Raw genomic sequence first — 16224 nt, forward strand, 5'->3', positions numbered from 1 at the left:
GTTGCGTCAGGGTACCCCGCCCCGGGCCAGGCGCGTCCCGGTGCGGGGAGATTTCTTGACAAGTGTCAAACAAAGTCTTGACGACTGTCAAAGACCTGGCCAGAGTGTGAAACAGCCAGCCCTTCCCGGCAACAACAGCCAGCCTGTCAGCAAAGGAGCTACAGATGGGTTCACTCGATCTCTCCGGCCGCAAGGCCCTCGTCACCGGCGGCGCCCAGGGGCTGGGTGAGGGCATGGCGAAGGCCCTCGCGGCAGCCGGCGCGAAAGTCGTGATCAGCGACCTGCAGAAGGATGCCGGCGAGAAGGTCGCCGATGCGCTGGACAGCGAGTACGGCGCGGGCAACGGCTTCGTCGCGCACGACATCACCGACGACGGCCAGTGGGAGAACGCGGTCGTCGCGGCCAACGACATCATGGGCGGCCTCGACATCCTGGTGAACAACGCGGGGATCGAGATCACCAGCCTGCTCACCGAGGTCACCGCCGACGACATCCGCAAGATGCTCGAGGTCAACGTCCTCGGCACCACGCTCGGCGTCAAGTGGGGCCTGCGGACGATGCGCCCCGAGGGTCTGGCCGGTCAGGGCGGCGCGATCATCAACGTCGCGTCGGTCGCCGCGACCATCGCGTTCCCGGGGATCGCGGTCTACTCCGCGACCAAGTCCGCCGTCGACCGCCTCACCAAGGTCGCCGCGATGGAGTCCGGCAAGCTCGGGTACGGCGTCCGCGTGAACTGCCTGTACCCCGGTCTGGTCCCGACCGCGATGGGGATGGGCCTGGCCAACGACTGCGCGCAGCTCGGGCTGTTCGAGTCCCCCGAGGCCGCTGTCGGCGCTGTCATCGCGCTGACCCCGGCCGGCCGGCTCGGCGAGGTCGCCGACATGGCCGACGCGGTCGTCTTCCTGGCATCGGACGAGGCCCGGTTCATCACCGGCATCGGCCTGCCGGTCGACGGCGGAATGGGGATGTGATCGCATGAGCAGCAAGCCTGTCGTCGTCTACGGCGCCTCCGGCTACACCGGGCGCCTGGTGTGTGAGTACCTCCGGCAGTACCACGTCCCGTTCATCGCGGCCGGTCGCGACGAGGCCAAGCTGAAAGCCTCGATGGACGCGCACGTCCCCGGCATCGAGACGGCCGACTACGAGATCGCCACGGTCGACCATGACACCGCTGCGCTGACCGATCTGTTCAAGGGCGCATCCGTCGTACTCAACACCGTCGGACCGTTCAGCGAGCTGGGTCCGGCCGCAGTAGAAGCAGCGTTGGCGGCAGGTGCGCACTACACCGACACGACCGGTGAGCAGGACTGGCTGATGACCTGCGACGAGAAGTACGGTCCGCAGTTCGCCGAGGCCGGTCTGGTGCTGGCGCCCGGCATCGCACAGATGTACACGACCAGCGAGATCGCTGCGCAGCTCTGTCTCGAGCAGCCGGGTCTGGACACGCTGGACATCGCTGTGTTCTGGGGCGGCAGCCCGACGATCGCCTCCACACGCACGATCCTGGTGAACGCAGCGACGTCGAAGGCGCACTACCTGGAGAACAACCAGTACGCCGAGTTCCCGACGCAGGGGCTGGTGCAGCTGGTCGTTCCCGGGCAGCACGAGCTGGCGCTGTCGCTGCCCTGGGGTGGCATGTCGCACCCGGTCTGGTTCAAGCGCGATCCACGCGTCGCGAACTGCAAGGCGCAGGGCGGTGTCTTCAACGCGGCGCTGATGAACGGCGTACCGCAGATCGTTGCGGCAGCGCTCGAGGCGACCAAGGACATGGCGCCGGACGAGCGCAACGAGGCACTGACCGCAACCGCCCGCCAGGTGATGAACGAGATGCCGCCACGGGAGAACCCACGGGTCAACAAGACTCTCGACTCGGTGCACGCCTCCGGACCGCTCGGTCGGGCGCACTGTGTCATCCACGGCAACAGCAACTACCAGCAGACCGGTCTGATGCAGGCGTACGCGGCGTACTCGCTGCTGCAGACGCCGCCGAAGCGGGTCGGTTTCGCGAGTGGCTGCCAGGCCTTCGGGCACCGCGAGCTGCTCGGCGTACTGCGGAGCTTCGGGCTGGTGTCCGAGCCGCAGCTGACTCTGCAGCACTAGAGGAGTTCTCGTGCGATTGGTCGACTACCTGGACAAGGGCGCCTCGCTGGGTCCGGATGCGGCCTGCCTCACCACGGACGGCGAGACCCTCTCGTACGCCGAGGTGCAGCAGCTGTCGTACCGGATCGCCGGCGCGCTGGAGGCGACCGGCGTACGGCCGGGTGGGAAGGTCGCGATCCTGTCCGCGAACGACCCGATCGCGTTCAGCTGCGTGTTCGGGATCAGCCGCGCCGGTGCGATCTGGTGCCCGATCAATCCGCGCAACGAGGCCGCCGAGAACCGTGAGCTGCTCGACCAGTTCGACTGCGAAGTACTGATCTACCAGTCGGCGTTCGCGCCGCTGGTGGACCGCATCCGGGACTCACTGCCGAAGGTGCACACGTTCGTGTGCCTCGACGGGGAGCCCGCAGACTCCGACCCAGACCCCCACCCCAGCGGTCGGAGAATTGTCGGTTGGGACGCGTTCAGCGGGGGCGCGTCTCAACCGGCACCTGATCTGACCGATCCGGACGACCTCGCGATGATCGTCGGGACCGGCGGTACGACGGGCCGTCCCAAAGGAGTGATGCTCGGCAACGACAACCTCGAGACGATGACCGCGCTGACGCTGATGGGGTATCCGTTCGGCGAGCGACCGGTCTACCTCGCGCTGGCGCCGTTGACGCACGCGGCCGGGGTGCTGTGCTTCCCGGTACTCGCGTCCGGCGGGGAGATCGTCATCATGCGAGCTCCCGACGTACACGCCTTCCTGGAGCTGATACCGCGGCACGGGGTGACGCACACGTTCCTGCCGCCGACGTTGATCTACATGGTGCTGGCGGCGCCGGAGCTGGACTCCACGGACCTGTCGTCGTTGCGGTGCTTCTGGTACGGCGCGGCGCCGATGTCGGTCGCCCGGCTCGCGGAGGCGCTGCAACGGATCGGTCCGGTGATGGCGCAGCTGTTCGGGCAGACCGAGGCGCCGATGATGATCTCGATCCTGCCGCCCAGCGCGCATTTCGATGCCGAAGGCAACATTGCGCGGAGCCGGCTGTCGTCGGCCGGGCGGCCGTCACCGTTGGTCACGGTGGCAATCATGAGTCCGGACGGCGGTCTCCTTCCCTCGGGCGAGCGAGGTGAGATCGTCGTCCGCGGCTCTCTGGTGATGCGCGGGTACTACCGCAACCCGGATGCGACCGCCGCGGCATCGGCGTACGGCTGGCACCACACCGGTGACATCGGCTACCTGGATGGCGACGGCTACCTGTACATCGTCGATCGTGCGAAGGACATGATCATCACCGGCGGCTTCAACGTGTACTCCACCGAGGTCGAGCAGGCCCTGATGGCGCACACCGACGTACAGGATTGCGCAGTTGTCGGACAACCTGATGAGAAGTGGGGCGAGCGGGTTGTCGCCGTCGTACAACTTCAGCCGGGCAGTCTGGTCGGGCCGGAGGAGTTGATCGCGTTCGCGAAGACACGCATCGGCAGCGTGAAGGCACCGAAGCAGGTCCTCTTCTGGCACGACCTCCCTCGCTCCAAGGTCGGCAAGGTAGTCAAACCAGAGATCAAGGCCCGCCTGGCTGTTCAGTAGTGGCCGTTGAGCTCTACGGGTTGGTTCAGTGTGGTGGCCACCTCGGTGAGGAAGTTCGGGGAGAAGTAGTACCAGCGGATGGACCGCACTTTGCCGTCTTCGGTGGTTAGGCGCATCAGGTCGTTCACGGCCCGGTGGCCGTCGCGGACTAGGTGGATCACCAGGACGGGCTCGCCCCAGAGGTCCACGACTTCGGCTGTGTACCGGTAGGGCTTGGACGGGTCCAGGGTGTGTTCGATCGAGCCTTGGCGGATGTTGTCGGCGCCGTACTCCGTCAGGACGCCGAGGATCTCGCTGTCTGCGTCCGCCAGCAGTAGAGCGGTCAGCCGCGGTACGTCGTACGCCGTGAACGCGTCGGCGACCGCATCGAGCAGGCGGCGGTCCGGGGCCTCACGGGCCTTCAGCGAACGCTCCGGGTCGGCCAGGCGTCCGCGTCCGCGGTGGAGTGCTGCTTTGACGGCTCCGACCGAGGTACGCAGTACGTCGGCGACCTCGGTGAGCGTGAAGCCGAAGAGGTCCTTCAGTGCGAGTGCGGCGCGCTCCTGCGGCGGGAGGAGAGTCACGAGCTCAGCCCAGGCGTCACGGACCTCCGCGGGGTCAGCTGTGTCCGGTGCGGCCTGCTCGGGCGCGTCGACGAGCACGGGCGACTGGCGGCGGTAGCTGTCGACGTACGCGTTGGTGGCGACCCGAAACAACCAGGCGCGCGGGTTGACGATCGGGCTGTGCGCCTGGGCCGCCTGCGTGAACGCGCGCGCCAGCGACTCCTGGACCAGGTCCTCGGCGTCGAACGCGTTGCCGGTCAGCCGGCGGCAGTACTTGTACAGATCGGAGCGCAGCGGCTCCAGGCGGTCGAGGAACTCCCTGCGCGCCTGCCGGGTCGCCTTCAGCTCGGGGATGTCGAGTGCGTCGGTCATGGTCATACCAGTCTGGACGGATCAGGTGGCCGACAGGATACGGACCCGGTTCTTCGTGGGGTCGAGCGTCTAGTAAGGTAAGCCTTAGCTAACAGGACCGCCCACCTCGACAGCAGAGAGTCCGCCATGACCAGAGCACTGCCCGAGCCGACGTACCGGCGCTTCGTCGCCGGCCTCGGCACCCTCAGCCTCCGGCCGTTCGACCTGACCGAGGACGTGACCACGCTGCACGGTTGGGTCACCCAGCCCTACGCGCAGTACTGGGGCCTGCTGAACGCGTCGGTCGCCGACGTGCATGCGGAGTACCTCCGGATCTCGCAGAGCGCGCATCACCGTGCCTTTCTCGGCGAGCACGACGGCCGGGCCGCGTTCCTGATGGAGCGCTACGAGCCGACGTACGACGCGGTCGGCCAGCTGTACGACGTCGCGCCGGGTGACATCGGCATGCACGTACTGGTCGGACCGGCGATCACGCCGATCGCCGGGTTCACCGCGGCGGTGTTCGAGACGATCATGGACAGCTTGTTCAGCGATCCGCTGGTCGACCGGGTCGTGGTCGAGCCCGACGTACGCAACGTGAAGATCCAGGCGCTGAACGAGCGGATGGGGTTCCGCAAGCACAGCGTCGTACAGCTAGCCGACAAGCAGGCGTGGTTGAGCTTCTGCACCCGCGACCAGTACGCCGACGCACACCGAATGAACGAGGCAGGCTGATGATCTCGCACTTGAACCCGGATTTCTGGGCTGTCGTCAACCGTGCGCTGGTGCGGAAGGCGCTGGCCGAGTTCGCGCACGAGCGCATTCTCACTCCCGTTGCTGTCGACAACGGGTTTGCGGTCGGCGGGTATCGGTTCGCCGCTCGACTGTATCCCTTGAACCATTGGGAGATCGATGCCTCGAGCATCGTCCGGGACGACGGCGGGCCGATCGATGCGCTCGAGTTCATCACGACGTTCCACGAGCAGTTGGGGATCGGCGCGGAGATGCTGCCGGTGTACCTCGAGGAGATCAGCAGCACGCTGGCGTCGGCGGCGTACAAGCTGTCGAAGCCGGAGCTGAGCGCGGCGGACCTGGTCACGGCGGACTTCCAGGTGATCGAGGCCGCGATGACCGAGGGGCATCCGTGTTTCGTGGCGAACAACGGGCGGCTCGGGTTCGGGGTGAGCGACTATCTGGCGTATGCGCCGGAGACCGGTGCGCCGGTGCAGCTGACCTGGATCGCCACTCGGCGGGACCGGACGACTGTTGCGCACAGCAACACGCTCACCTACGACGAGTTGTTGCTGTCCGAACTGGGTGCCGAGGTGCTTGACCGCTTCGCTGCGGAGATCGTTGCCGTGGGCGCTGATCCCGGTGAATACGTATACCTGCCAGTGCATCCGTGGCAGTGGGAGAACAAGACGTCGATCACGTTCGCGGCGGATATCGCTCAACGGCACATCATTCACGTTGGGTCGACCGACGATGTCTACCAGCCGCAGCAGTCGATCCGGACGTTCTTCAACCGGTCGCAGCCGGCGCGGTGCTACGTGAAGACGGCGTTGTCGGTGCTCAACATGGGGTTCATGCGCGGGCTGTCGCCGTCGTACATGGCCGCGACGCCGGCGATCAACGACTGGGTCCACTCGGTGGTCTCGAACGACCTTGTTCTGAAGCGCTACGGCTTCAGTGTGCTGCGCGAGATCGCGGCGGCCGGGTATCACAACCGGTACTACGAGAACGCGACGGACAAGACGTCGCCGTACCGGAAGATGTTGTCGGCGCTGTGGCGTGAGAGCCCGCTGCCGTCGCTCGAGCCCGGGGAGCGGCTCGCGACGATGGCGTCCTTGCTGCACGTCGATCGACACGGCGCATCGCTGGCCGCCGCGCTGGTACGAGCGTCGGGTCTTGCGCCGGCGAATTGGTTGCGCGCGTACGTCGACGCGTATCTGATCCCGTTGCTGCACAGCTTCTACGCCTACGAGCTGGTGTTCATGCCGCACGGCGAGAACCTGATCCTGGTACTGCGGGACGCGATCCCGATCCGCGTCATCATGAAGGACATCGCGGAGGAGATCGCCGTACTGAGCCCGTCGACGCCGATCCCGGCGGACGCCGAGCGGGTGCGCGCCGAGGTGCCCGACGACGAGAAACTGCTGTCGATCTTCACCGACATCTTCGACTGCATCTTCCGCTTCCTGTCACCGTTGCTGGACCGCGAGGGTCTGCTGACGCCTGACGAGTTCTGGTCGGTGGTGGCGCAGGCGGTGCGCGACTACCAGGCTGCGACACCAGAGTTGGCCGAGGCATTCGCGAAGTACGACATCTTCACGCCGGAGTTCGCCCTGTCCTGCCTGAACCGTCTGCAACTCCGCAACAACCAGCAGATGGTCGACCTCACCGACGTCGCCGGCTCCCTCCAATTCGTCGGCACGCTGGAGAACCCCCTCACCTGTGGATAACTCCAACGGCGAGGCGCCGAAATCGGTCAAGCTGTCTGCGTGACCACGCTCGAGGCATCCCACGATGGCCGACCGCCTGCTGCCCGTCCGCCTGCGCGGGACGGCAGGCGGTACGAGGTGGTCGACGGGCGCTTACTCATCACCGGCGCCCAACCACCCGCGCATCACGCGGCTGTCATCGCGCTGATGGTTCTCCTGAAACAAGCCTGCCCACCCGACCTGCTCGTGTCGGTCGGCTCACTCGTCTTCCGCCCGACACCCCACACGACCCTCCGCCCCGACCTGCTGGTCTGCCCACGCGATACCCCCGCCACCCAACCCCCGGTCCTGGTCGTCGAGGTCCTCTCCCCCTCCACCCGCACCACCGACGTAGTCCTCAAACGCGCCCTCTACGAAACCCACCAGGTCCCGTCCTACTGGCTCCTGGACCCCACCACCCAAGAACTAACAATCCTCGAACTAACCCCGACCGGCTACACCTGCACCGCCGTAGTCCAAGCCGAAGAAACCTTCCACGCCACCCACCCCTTCCACGTCGCCCTCACGCCCGCGACCCTCACCGGATAAGGGCATCCCGGGGCAGATGCTCATCTGGCCTGCCGGATCAGGTGTGTCTGGTTCAGGGTCGGGCCATGAGACCGATCGAACCAGGGGAATTCACGGTGGCTGACCTGGAGCTGACGCCGGACGAGGGCCCGAGGTACGAGCTTGTCGACGGGGTGATGCTGGTGACCTACATGTCGTCGGCAATTCACCAGCAAGCGCTCGGGGCGCTGATGATGCAACTGGCATCCGCCTGTCCTGAGCATCTCGAGGTTCTGCCGGGGCCGCTGGAGTTCCGGCCCCACAACCGGTTGGCGCTGGTTCCCGATCTGCTGGTGGTCCCCCGCAAGGACAGCAGCACGCGTTGGGTCGACGAGTTGGCGCTCGTGGTTGAGGTCGTCGTGTCGACAACGCGTACGGTGGATGAGGTTCTCAAGCCGAGGCTTTACGAGCGGGCGGGCGTCCCTGCCTACTGGGTGGTTGACCCGGAGGAGGGCAAGGTGACTGTGCTCGAACTCGTTGACGGTGTGTACGTCGAGCGAGATGTTGTGGCCGGCGAGAAGGTCTTCGAGGCGACGCTGCCGTTCCCCGTGCAGATCGTGCCGTCCGAGCTGTTTCGGGAGCGCTGACGACGCGTCGTCAGTTGTAGTAGCGGCGGGCGCTGGAGCCTATGCGGGTTAGGTCGGTGCCGTAGATGTGGATGGAGATGGCTGTGGTGTCGGATGTGTTGTTGACTCGGTGGATGTCGCCGGGGGGTGCGAAGGCGCTTACGTCGCCGGTGTGGTTGTCGCTCTGGCCGACCAGGCGGAGATCGGCGTCGTAGAGGTCCTCGTGTTCGACGCCCTGGATCACGCCGAAGACGCACCAGGTCACGTGATCGTGGATCCGGGTCAGCTGACCGGGCCGCCAGACCAGCGCGATGATCGAGAACGAGCCATCAGGCTCGACGTGCAGCGTGTGGCTCTGGTAGGTCGCCGCCGATCCGAGGCGCTGCTCGGCTGTGAGTACGTCGGGAGTCGGCAGGTGGCGGCGTAGTTGCTCGGCCACCAGCTGTGCGGTGCCGTGCCAATCGGCGTGCTGGTCGATCGCGGTACGAACGCCCGCGGCGAGGTCGGTCAGTTGGCTGGTGGAGATCGCGGTCGTCGTCATGTCTTGAGCGTGCGCCACCTCAACCCATAGCGTCTAATGCCAAGTTTCGTCCTCACCCATAGATGGGTTTGATACATGCTCGATGTCACGAAGTTGCGCGTCATCGATGCCGTCGCGCGCCACGGGTCAGTGACCGCCGCCGCGCGCGAACTGCACTATTCGCAGCCGTCGGTCACTCATCACCTGTCCCGCCTGGAGGCGGAGACCGGCGCGCAGTTGGTGCAGCGCGCCGGTCGCGGCATCCGCCTGACCGAGGCCGGCCGGATGCTCGCCACCCGGGCCGCGGAGATCATCGGCCGGATCGACGCCGCCGACGCCGAGCTCGCCGCGCACGTCGGCCTACGGGTGGGACGGGTTCGTCTTGCGGGATTCTCATCGGCGATCGGATCGCTCGTACCGGCAGCCGTCGCGGCGCTGGCCACCAAGCATCCGGGGCTCGAGGTGAGCCTGACGGACCTGCATCCGCCCGAGGCCCTCGAGCTTCTGCGCACCGGCAAGATCGACGTCGCGATCGTCTTCCGGTACGACGAGACCGAGCCGGAGCCGAGCGGCGTACGGCTGCACCACCTGCTGGACGACCCGCTGTACCTGCTGTCGAAGGACCGGCCGGTCACACTCGCCGAGCTCGCCGATGCGACCTGGATCGCCGGCTGCGATCGTTGCCGTAGTCACCTGACCTCGTTGTGCGCGGTCGAGGGCTACGCACCACGGGTCGGCTACACGTCCGACGACATGGTGGTGATGCAGGCCCTCGTCAGGTCCGGTCTCGGCGTGACGACAATGCCCGGCCTCGCACTACGCAGCCACCACGTCGACGGCATCTTCGCAACCGAGATCCCCGACTCGCGCCGGCACGTCTACGCCGCGACGTACGGCGAACCGCCCGACCCGCCCGCGATCGCAGCCCTGCTCACGGCGCTCGACGAGGCCGCCGCGCTTTGAATCATCCGTTGAGGAGCTGGGTGAGTTCCCCCTTGTCCGGAAGGTTTTCCGGGCGGACTATGTCGCCGGTGCGGACGTAGTAGAAGGCCGCGGTGATCTGGGACAAGGGGATGTTCAGCAGCTCGGACCAGGCGACGCGGTAGATGGCCAGCTGGAGGGGATCGGCGGTTTCGGAGCGGTGGGTTTTCCAGTCGATGACGTCGTAGCCGCGGGAGCCGTCCTCGCGGACCACCTGGTAGACGGCGTCGATGCGGCCCCGGATGACCCGGCCGTCGAGGGCGAGGGCGAAGGGCGCCTCGATCTCGTACGGCGTGGTTTCGCCGAACGGGCCGTCGCGGAACGCGTCCATCAGATCGGTGAGGTCGGTGTCGTCGACGATGTCCTCGTCCGCGGCGCCGGGGAGGTCGTCCGGGTCGAGCAGGAGTTGCTGGCCGAAGTAGCTCTCCACCCAGGCGTGGAAGCGGGTGCCGAAACGCGCCGCCCGGTTGGGTTTGCGGGGCATCGGGCGGGCGAGCTCGGCGGCGAGACCGTCGGGGTCCTTCGCCAGTCGCATCACCTGCGTCGCGGACAACGCGGCCGGGAGCGTCACGTCGTACGCCTTGCGGCTCCGGCTTTCTCTTGCCTCGGACAACAATCGCTCGATCTCCGTGTCCCACCGTGCGACCGTCGCCTGCTCGTCGAGCAGCAACGACTCCTCGGCCTCGACCGACGGACCCTCCGTCCGCGACTGCTCCACGAGAGCCGCCGCGTCGAGCCGCCGTTGGTACGACTCCAGGTCGTACGCCGTCGGCCACGGCGCCTGCGTCTGCTCCGCGAGCTCAGGGTTCTCCGCGGTCAGCTCCGGCTGCTCGGCCCACTCGATCACGCGCTCCCCGGCGTGCTTCTTCAGCACCGAGAGGTACGACGACGGGCCGCGCGGGCGCTTCTGCGTCGGACCCCACCAGTGCCCGGTCGCGACGAGCAGCTCCTTCGCACGCGTGAAGGCGACGTACCCGAGCCGCCGCTCCTCCAGCGCGTTCACGTGCTTGCACTCGTCCGCGAACGCCTTCAGCCCCGCGTTCGACAGGTCGTGGATGTCCGGCAGCGTGTCGGCGTCACCGCGCAGCGGCCACGGCAGCACCTTCGCGTTCGTCGTCCACTTGTCCCGGCCGCGATCCGACGGGAACACCTTGGAGACCAGGGTCGGCACGAAGACGACCGGCCACTCCAGGCCCTTCGACCGGTGCGTGGTCAGCAGCTTCACCGAGTCAGCCTCACTCGGTACGGCGAGATCGAGGCCGGCGGCGTACTCCTCCTCGGCGGCCAGGTAAGCCAGCAGTCCGTCGAGCGAGCCGTCCGACTCGGTCGAGACAAAGTTGCCGACGGCATCCAAGAACGCGGCGAGGTGGTCGCGGCGGCCGGCGTCGACGTGGTCGGGCGTCGCGGTCAGCTCGACGTCCAGGCCGATCGTGCTGATCACACGCCGGACCAGATCGAGCAGCGGCTCGCTGGCGTGGGCACGCAGTTCGCGGAGCTCGGAGGAGAGTTCCTTGAAGCGGACCAGTGCTTCCGGCGCGTACTCCGCGCGACCCGGATCGTCGACCGCCTCGGCGAGCGAGATGACCTCGGTCGAGTCCATCCCGGCAACAGCCGCGTCGAGCGCAGCGACCAGGTCATCGGCGGCTGGCCGTTCGCCCGCGTCGGCAAGGGAGCGGGCGCGGTTGGCGAGCAGCGCGAGGTCGCGGTGGCCGATCCGATAGCGCGGACCGGTGAGGATGCGCAGCATGGCGGCGTTCGCGGTGAGGTCGTTGACGGCTTGGAGCGTGGCGACGACGTCGACGACCTCCGGCAGCGCGAGCAATCCGCCGAGGCCGACGACCTCGACCGGGACCTTGCGGGCGATCAACGCTTCGTGCACCGCGCTGAGGTCGACATTGGTCCGCATCAGGATGCCGATGTCTTTCCAGCGGCGGTTCCTGGTCTGGTGCGCGGCGACGACCGCGTCGGCGACCCACTCGATCTCCTGCGAGCGCGTCTCGAACAGCCCGACGGTTATCGCACCCTCCGGAGCGTCCGGCGGAGCCTCGAGCGGGATGACGCCGGGATGCTGTTCGTACAACTCGGCGGCGTGCTGGTTGGCGGCCGCGAGGATGCGACTGCCGCAGCGGCGGTTGATGCTCAACACATACCGCTGGGCCGGCGTGCCGTCGGCCTGCGGGAAGTGCACCGGGAACTCGTCGAGGTTCGCGACCGACGCACCGCGCCACCCGTAGATCGCCTGACACGGGTCACCGACGGCCGTGACCGGGTGGCCCCGACCGTGAGCCGGATCCGCGCCGGCGAACAGAGCCGTCAACATCCGCCGCTGCGAGACCGAAGTGTCCTGATACTCATCGAGCAACACAACCTTGTACCGCGCGCGCTCGACGGCCGCGACCTCCGGGCACTCCTCCGCCAGCCGCGCGCCCAGCGCCATCTGATCCGCGAAGTCGACAACACCACGCTCAGCCTTATAAGTCTGGTACTCCTCGACAAGCTGCAGAATCTCACCACGCTTCAACGCAGTCTCGGCAAGCTTCCGAACCTCCACCGTTTGCTTGCGAGCAGCGGCGACCTCAAGTCGTACGGCCTCGTCATGATCGCGGATGTCGTCCGCACGCAGCAGATGATCAGCAAGCTCACCATCCAGCGCGAGCAGGCTGTTGACGAGCGTCGGCACGTGGTGCGACGCAAACCGGATCGGCCCCGCAGACCGCCGTACGACTCGACCAGCAAGCTGAAAACGCGTCGCATCGGCGAGCACTCGCGAATCCGGCTCGAGACCGAGCCGCAGCCCGTGCTCCGCGATCAACGTGCCGGCGAAGGCGTGGTACGTCGAGACAACCGGCTCGCCCGGCTCTTCGGGCTCCCAGTTGGGGATATTGCTCCGCAGATGCGCCGCCAGCAGCGGGTGCTGATCCTTCGGCAACGTCGATCCGAGTACGCCGGCCTTCGTCAGGTCGTCACGAATCCGTACGTCGAGCTCGTTCGCAGCCTTCTTCGTGAAGGTCAGCCCGAGCACTTCCTCCGGCTTCACCTGGCCCGTGCAGATCAGCCACACCACGCGCGCAGCCATGGCCGTCGTCTTGCCTGACCCGGCACCGGCCACGATCACGCCCGGCGCGAGCGGCGCGGTGATCGCGGCCAACTGCTGATCGGAGAACGGGATCCCGAGGAGGTCACACAGGTCTGCGGTTGTCTGAAGTTGAGCGGCCGCCATCAGACGATCTCCCGGCCTTCTGGCTGGATCGGACAGAGGGCTCGGGCTTCGCAGCGGTTGCAGCCGTCGTTGCGTTGGGCGGCGAACTGCTCGGTGCGGATCATCGACTCGGCGTCGTCGACGGCTTCGTCGAGCCATGTGCGGCCGTCGTCGTCGGCCTCCAACGGGCCTTGGTGCTGCACCTTCGGGAAGCCGCCGTTGTCGTCGTGACGCAGCTGGACCAGCTCGGCGCCGCCGGCGACCGCGTCCTCGCCGAGCTCCTTCATCTGGCGTGAGTTGATCGCGCGTTGGTAGATCGCAAGCTGGACATGCCGCTCCAGCGCCGGCTTGGTCGGGATCGTGCGCCCGGTCTTCAGGTCGACCACCCGCACCGTCCCCTCCCCACCGTCAGCCGACACGGTCTTCTCGACCCGGTCCATCCGGCCCTTCACCCGCACCGCCGGCTTCTCTTCATCCGGCAGCAGTACGTCGAACTCCATTTCGGTCCCCACCAGCGTCCGGTCCGGCCGTCCCTGGTGCCACGCGACGAACCGGCGCAACGCCTGCTCAGCCTCGCCTCGCTCCCGGTCCGAGATCCACGCGGACTCGAACTCGAGCTGGGTCCACACCTTGTCCAGCCATCCGTTCAGCTCGTCGACCGACGGCGGCAGCGTCCCGGTCGCGACCGCATCGGCCAATGCGTGCAGCACCGAACCGAATCCGAGCGCCGACGTACTCGGTGTCTCGCCACCGGCGCGCCGCGTCAGGAACCATCGCAGCGGACAGTCCACGATCGTCGTCAACGCACTCCCCGACAACGGCACCGGGAGCGAAGGATCCGCGATCGGCCGCTCCGACCGGGTCCGCTCCCGCACACCCCACCATCGCGACGGATCGGCGGTCGGCACCAACTGATACTCACGGTCGTCGACGGCATCGGCCAATTGCGCCAGCCGATCGGCTGCCACCCGCTTCAACGCAGGTGACGACGAAGGGTCCGCGAGTACGCAGCGCAAGTCAGCGACCAGCCCCGGCAACGACAACGGCCGCCGCGGCCGTCCCGCGACCAGTTTCAAAGGAATTTCGAGCTCTGCAAGGAATCGGGACGGTTGGTCGCCATCTGCCTCGGGCGCCTGCACCGCCGTCACGATCAACCGCTCCCGGGCCCGGGTGATCGCGACGTAGAACAACCGTCTCTCCTCGGCCAGCAACGCACCGGCCGACAACGGATCGATCAGCCCGTCCGGCCCCAACCGGTCCGGCTCCAGCAACGACCCACGCCGCCGCAGATCAGGCCACTGTCCCTCCTGCACAGAGGCGACCACGACGAGCCGCCACTGCAAACCCTTGGACCGGTGCGCGGTCATCAGCTGCACACCGGCCTCGCGGTACGTCCCGTCGAACCGGTTGTCCGCCGCGATGTCGAGCGACTCCAGCTCCGAAAGGAATGCAGAGACTCCCTTGAAACCAACCTGCTCCTCGGCCCGGCTGGCTGCGTCGAACAACGCGCACAACGAATCCAGATCCCGGTTCGCCGTCCGCGCCTGCTCGCCACCGGAATGAGCCTGTCCGCGCAACCGCCGCAACCACGGCGACTCGGACCACAGCGACCACATCACCTCGTCCGGCGCGGCGCCCGCGGTCACGATGTTCCTTGCCTTGAGCAACCGCTCGCCAAGCGCCGCGAACCGAGCCTCGGCCGGTGACGCCTCCTCATCGAGCAGCAGCGGATTCATCAACGCTTCTCGCAGCAACTCGTCCGACGAGCGCGGCAGCCGCTGACCGCCCGCAGCATCCCGGTCGCGTCGGCGCAGGACGCGGGCCAGCCGGCGCAACTGCCCAGCGTCCATCGCCCCCAGCGGCGACAACGCCAACGCGCGCACGACATCGACAGTCAGCGTCTCGGGATCGGCCACCGCCCGCAACGCCAGCAACATCGGGCGTACGGCGGGCTCGCGCGACAGCGGCAACTCGTCGCCCGCGACGTCCACCGGGATCCCGGCCGCGGCCAGCGCACGCCGCAGCGGCGGGATCGACCGACTGCCGGACCGGACCAGCACAGCCATCTCGTGCCATCCGACGCCGTCCTGCACATGTGCCCGCCGCAGCAGGTCTGCGATGTGCTCGAGCTCGGCGCCACTCGTCGAGTAGAGATTCGCCTCGACCTTCCCCGGACCGAAAACGCACGACGATGCATCCGGGTTGCGGAACCGCTCGAATGTCTCCCGGTCGAGCGATCCCGGCACGCCGAGCCGGTTGACGACGTTGCGCGACACGCGCTGCAGCGTCGTACCGAAGCGTCGCGTCGTGCCCAAGGCGATCTGCGCGGCCTCGGCACGATCCCGCGTCCGGAACTCGTCGGTGAACCGCAGCAGACCACGGACGTCGGCTCCGCGGAAGGTATAGATCGACTGGTCCGGATCTCCGACGACGACAAGGTCCCGGCCGTCGCCCGCGATCGCCTGCAACAGCTTGGTCTGACCGGGATCGGTGTCCTGATACTCGTCGACGAACACCGCTTTGAACTCAGCTCGCAACTTCGCCTGCACCGACGGCTGCTGCGCCAGGATCACCGCGCGGTGAATGAGCTCGGAGTAGTCCAGCACCTGCTCGGCATCGAGAACCTGCAGGTACTCCTCGAAGAAGTCGCCGACCGCGACCCACTCGGCCCGCTCCGCCGACCGGCCGATCGCGGACAGGTCCTCCGGGTCGAGCCCGAGCTGCCGCGCCTTGCCGATCACCGCCTGCACCTCGTCGGTGAACCCGCGCGTCTTCAATGCCGGATGCAGACTGCCCGGCCAGTGCACCGCACCGACCTCACGGCTGCCCGACAATGCCTCGGTCAACCGCAGCGACTGCTCCGGCCCGGACGGCAGGCGCAGCGGCACGTCGAACGCGTCGGCCGGTGTGAACCGCCGAAGCAACGCGTAACAGAAGGAATGGAAGGTCATCGACGGCATCACCCGGGTCGTCCGTCCGAGCCGGCCGGTGATGCGATCCCGGAGCTCGGTCGCCGCCTTCCGCCCGAAGGTCAGCACGAGCACCTCGTCGGGACTCAGCCCGCGGTTGCGCACCCGGTCGACGACGGCCTCGACCAACGTCGTCGTCTTCCCCGTCCCCGGGCCGGCGAGGACCAGCAACGGGCCGCCGGGATGATCCACGACGGCCTGCTGATCAGCATCCAGGACAGGCGCCGCCGCGCTTCGTCCTTCGGCCCGGACCAATCGATACCGGGACCCCTGTCTGCTGACCATCGACCCATCTCAACAGACCCCACCGACAATCTGCGACGAGCCACCCCGAGCCCCGGCCCGATAGCCGGAAACCGGACAACACCGACGT

12 protein-coding genes are annotated in these 16224 nt (G+C 67.4%); 8 read left to right on the forward strand and 4 right to left on the reverse strand.

The window, feature by feature from the left end; genetic code table 11:
* Positions 1 to 164 precede the first annotated feature (164 nt).
* From ACQPYH_RS34755 to ACQPYH_RS34765, 3 genes are read left to right on the forward strand one after another with little or no spacing between them, the layout of a single operon-like run.
* Complete coding sequence (locus ACQPYH_RS34755; RefSeq protein WP_432880214.1) at positions 165 to 971, forward strand: SDR family NAD(P)-dependent oxidoreductase; 807 nt, start codon at positions 165 to 167, stop codon at positions 969 to 971.
* 4 nt (positions 972 to 975) lie between these two features.
* A complete protein-coding gene (locus tag ACQPYH_RS34760) occupies positions 976 to 2100 on the forward strand; it encodes a DUF5938 domain-containing protein (protein ID WP_432880217.1) in 1125 nt (374 codons plus the stop codon).
* A gap of 10 nt (positions 2101 to 2110) precedes the next feature.
* On the forward strand, positions 2111 to 3676 hold the full coding sequence (locus ACQPYH_RS34765) for an acyl-CoA synthetase (RefSeq protein WP_432880219.1): 1566 nt from the start codon (positions 2111 to 2113) through the stop codon (positions 3674 to 3676).
* On the opposite strand, the gene ACQPYH_RS34770 is transcribed toward ACQPYH_RS34765, so the two are convergent.
* Complete coding sequence (locus tag ACQPYH_RS34770) at positions 3670 to 4590, reverse strand: sigma-70 family RNA polymerase sigma factor (RefSeq protein WP_432880222.1); 921 nt, start codon at positions 4588 to 4590, stop codon at positions 3670 to 3672. The genes ACQPYH_RS34765 and ACQPYH_RS34770 overlap by 7 nt on opposite strands.
* A 126-nt stretch (positions 4591 to 4716) precedes the next feature.
* On the opposite strand from ACQPYH_RS34770, the gene ACQPYH_RS34775 reads away from it, so the two are divergent.
* The 4 genes from ACQPYH_RS34775 to ACQPYH_RS34790 all read left to right on the forward strand — a co-directional run bounded on the left by ACQPYH_RS34775 (position 4717) and on the right by ACQPYH_RS34790 (position 8203).
* Positions 4717 to 5304: a GNAT family N-acetyltransferase gene (locus tag ACQPYH_RS34775; RefSeq protein ID WP_432880225.1), complete on the forward strand. Its 588-nt coding sequence runs from the start codon at positions 4717 to 4719 to the stop codon at positions 5302 to 5304.
* Positions 5304 to 7031 carry an IucA/IucC family protein gene (locus ACQPYH_RS34780; RefSeq protein ID WP_432880228.1) on the forward strand — a complete coding sequence of 576 codons (1728 nt, stop codon included), beginning with the start codon at positions 5304 to 5306 and terminating at the stop codon, positions 7029 to 7031. Before ACQPYH_RS34775 ends, ACQPYH_RS34780 begins: the two co-directional genes overlap by 1 nt.
* Positions 7032 to 7070: 39 nt before the next feature.
* Positions 7071 to 7598, forward strand: coding sequence for a Uma2 family endonuclease (locus ACQPYH_RS34785; protein WP_432880230.1), 528 nt, complete (start codon positions 7071 to 7073; stop codon positions 7596 to 7598).
* 65 nt (positions 7599 to 7663) lie between these two features.
* Positions 7664 to 8203, forward strand: a complete 540-nt coding sequence (locus tag ACQPYH_RS34790; RefSeq protein WP_432880232.1) for a Uma2 family endonuclease — start codon at positions 7664 to 7666, stop codon at positions 8201 to 8203.
* Between the two features lie 10 nt (positions 8204 to 8213).
* On the opposite strand, the gene ACQPYH_RS34795 is transcribed toward ACQPYH_RS34790, so the two are convergent.
* On the reverse strand, positions 8214 to 8723 hold the full coding sequence (locus ACQPYH_RS34795) for a hypothetical protein (RefSeq protein WP_432880235.1): 510 nt from the start codon (positions 8721 to 8723) through the stop codon (positions 8214 to 8216).
* 75 nt (positions 8724 to 8798) lie between these two features.
* Here ACQPYH_RS34795 and ACQPYH_RS34800 point away from each other — a divergent pair, with 75 nt between their 5' ends.
* On the forward strand, positions 8799 to 9665 hold the full coding sequence (locus ACQPYH_RS34800; RefSeq protein WP_432880238.1) for a LysR family transcriptional regulator: 867 nt from the start codon (positions 8799 to 8801) through the stop codon (positions 9663 to 9665).
* Position 9666: 1 nt separating this feature from the next.
* Here the strand turns inward: ACQPYH_RS34800 and ACQPYH_RS34805 are convergent, their stop codons facing one another.
* Together ACQPYH_RS34805 and ACQPYH_RS34810 are read right to left on the reverse strand one after the other, a co-directional pair.
* Entirely contained in the window at positions 9667 to 12903 is a 3237-nt protein-coding gene (locus tag ACQPYH_RS34805) for a UvrD-helicase domain-containing protein (RefSeq protein ID WP_432880240.1), read from the reverse strand.
* A complete protein-coding gene (locus ACQPYH_RS34810; protein ID WP_432880243.1) occupies positions 12903 to 16136 on the reverse strand; it encodes an ATP-dependent helicase in 3234 nt (1077 codons plus the stop codon). The genes ACQPYH_RS34805 and ACQPYH_RS34810 overlap by 1 nt, the downstream gene beginning before the upstream one ends.
* Positions 16137 to 16224 lie beyond the last annotated feature (88 nt).

The organism is Kribbella sp. CA-245084 (assembly GCF_050942355.1).
In the GTDB taxonomy this organism is placed as follows: Bacteria; Actinomycetota; Actinomycetes; order Propionibacteriales; family Kribbellaceae; genus Kribbella.

Excerpts from the sequence above, each read along its gene's own strand:
- ACQPYH_RS34755 (WP_432880214.1), top strand. The coding sequence starts at position 165 with ATGGGTTCACTCGATCTCTCCGGCCGCAAGGCCCTCGTCACCGGCGGC.
- ACQPYH_RS34760 (WP_432880217.1), top strand. The coding sequence starts at position 976 with ATGAGCAGCAAGCCTGTCGTCGTCTACGGCGCCTCCGGCTACACCGGG.
- ACQPYH_RS34770 (WP_432880222.1), bottom strand. The coding sequence starts at position 4,590 with ATGACCGACGCACTCGACATCCCCGAGCTGAAGGCGACCCGGCAGGCG.
- ACQPYH_RS34775 (WP_432880225.1), top strand. The coding sequence starts at position 4,717 with ATGACCAGAGCACTGCCCGAGCCGACGTACCGGCGCTTCGTCGCCGGC.
- ACQPYH_RS34780 (WP_432880228.1), top strand. The coding sequence starts at position 5,304 with ATGATCTCGCACTTGAACCCGGATTTCTGGGCTGTCGTCAACCGTGCG.
- ACQPYH_RS34790 (WP_432880232.1), top strand. The coding sequence starts at position 7,664 with ATGAGACCGATCGAACCAGGGGAATTCACGGTGGCTGACCTGGAGCTG.
- ACQPYH_RS34795 (WP_432880235.1), bottom strand. The coding sequence starts at position 8,723 with ATGACGACGACCGCGATCTCCACCAGCCAACTGACCGACCTCGCCGCG.
- ACQPYH_RS34800 (WP_432880238.1), top strand. The coding sequence starts at position 8,799 with ATGCTCGATGTCACGAAGTTGCGCGTCATCGATGCCGTCGCGCGCCAC.
- ACQPYH_RS34805 (WP_432880240.1), bottom strand. The coding sequence starts at position 12,903 with ATGGCGGCCGCTCAACTTCAGACAACCGCAGACCTGTGTGACCTCCTC.
- ACQPYH_RS34810 (WP_432880243.1), bottom strand. The coding sequence starts at position 16,136 with ATGGTCAGCAGACAGGGGTCCCGGTATCGATTGGTCCGGGCCGAAGGA.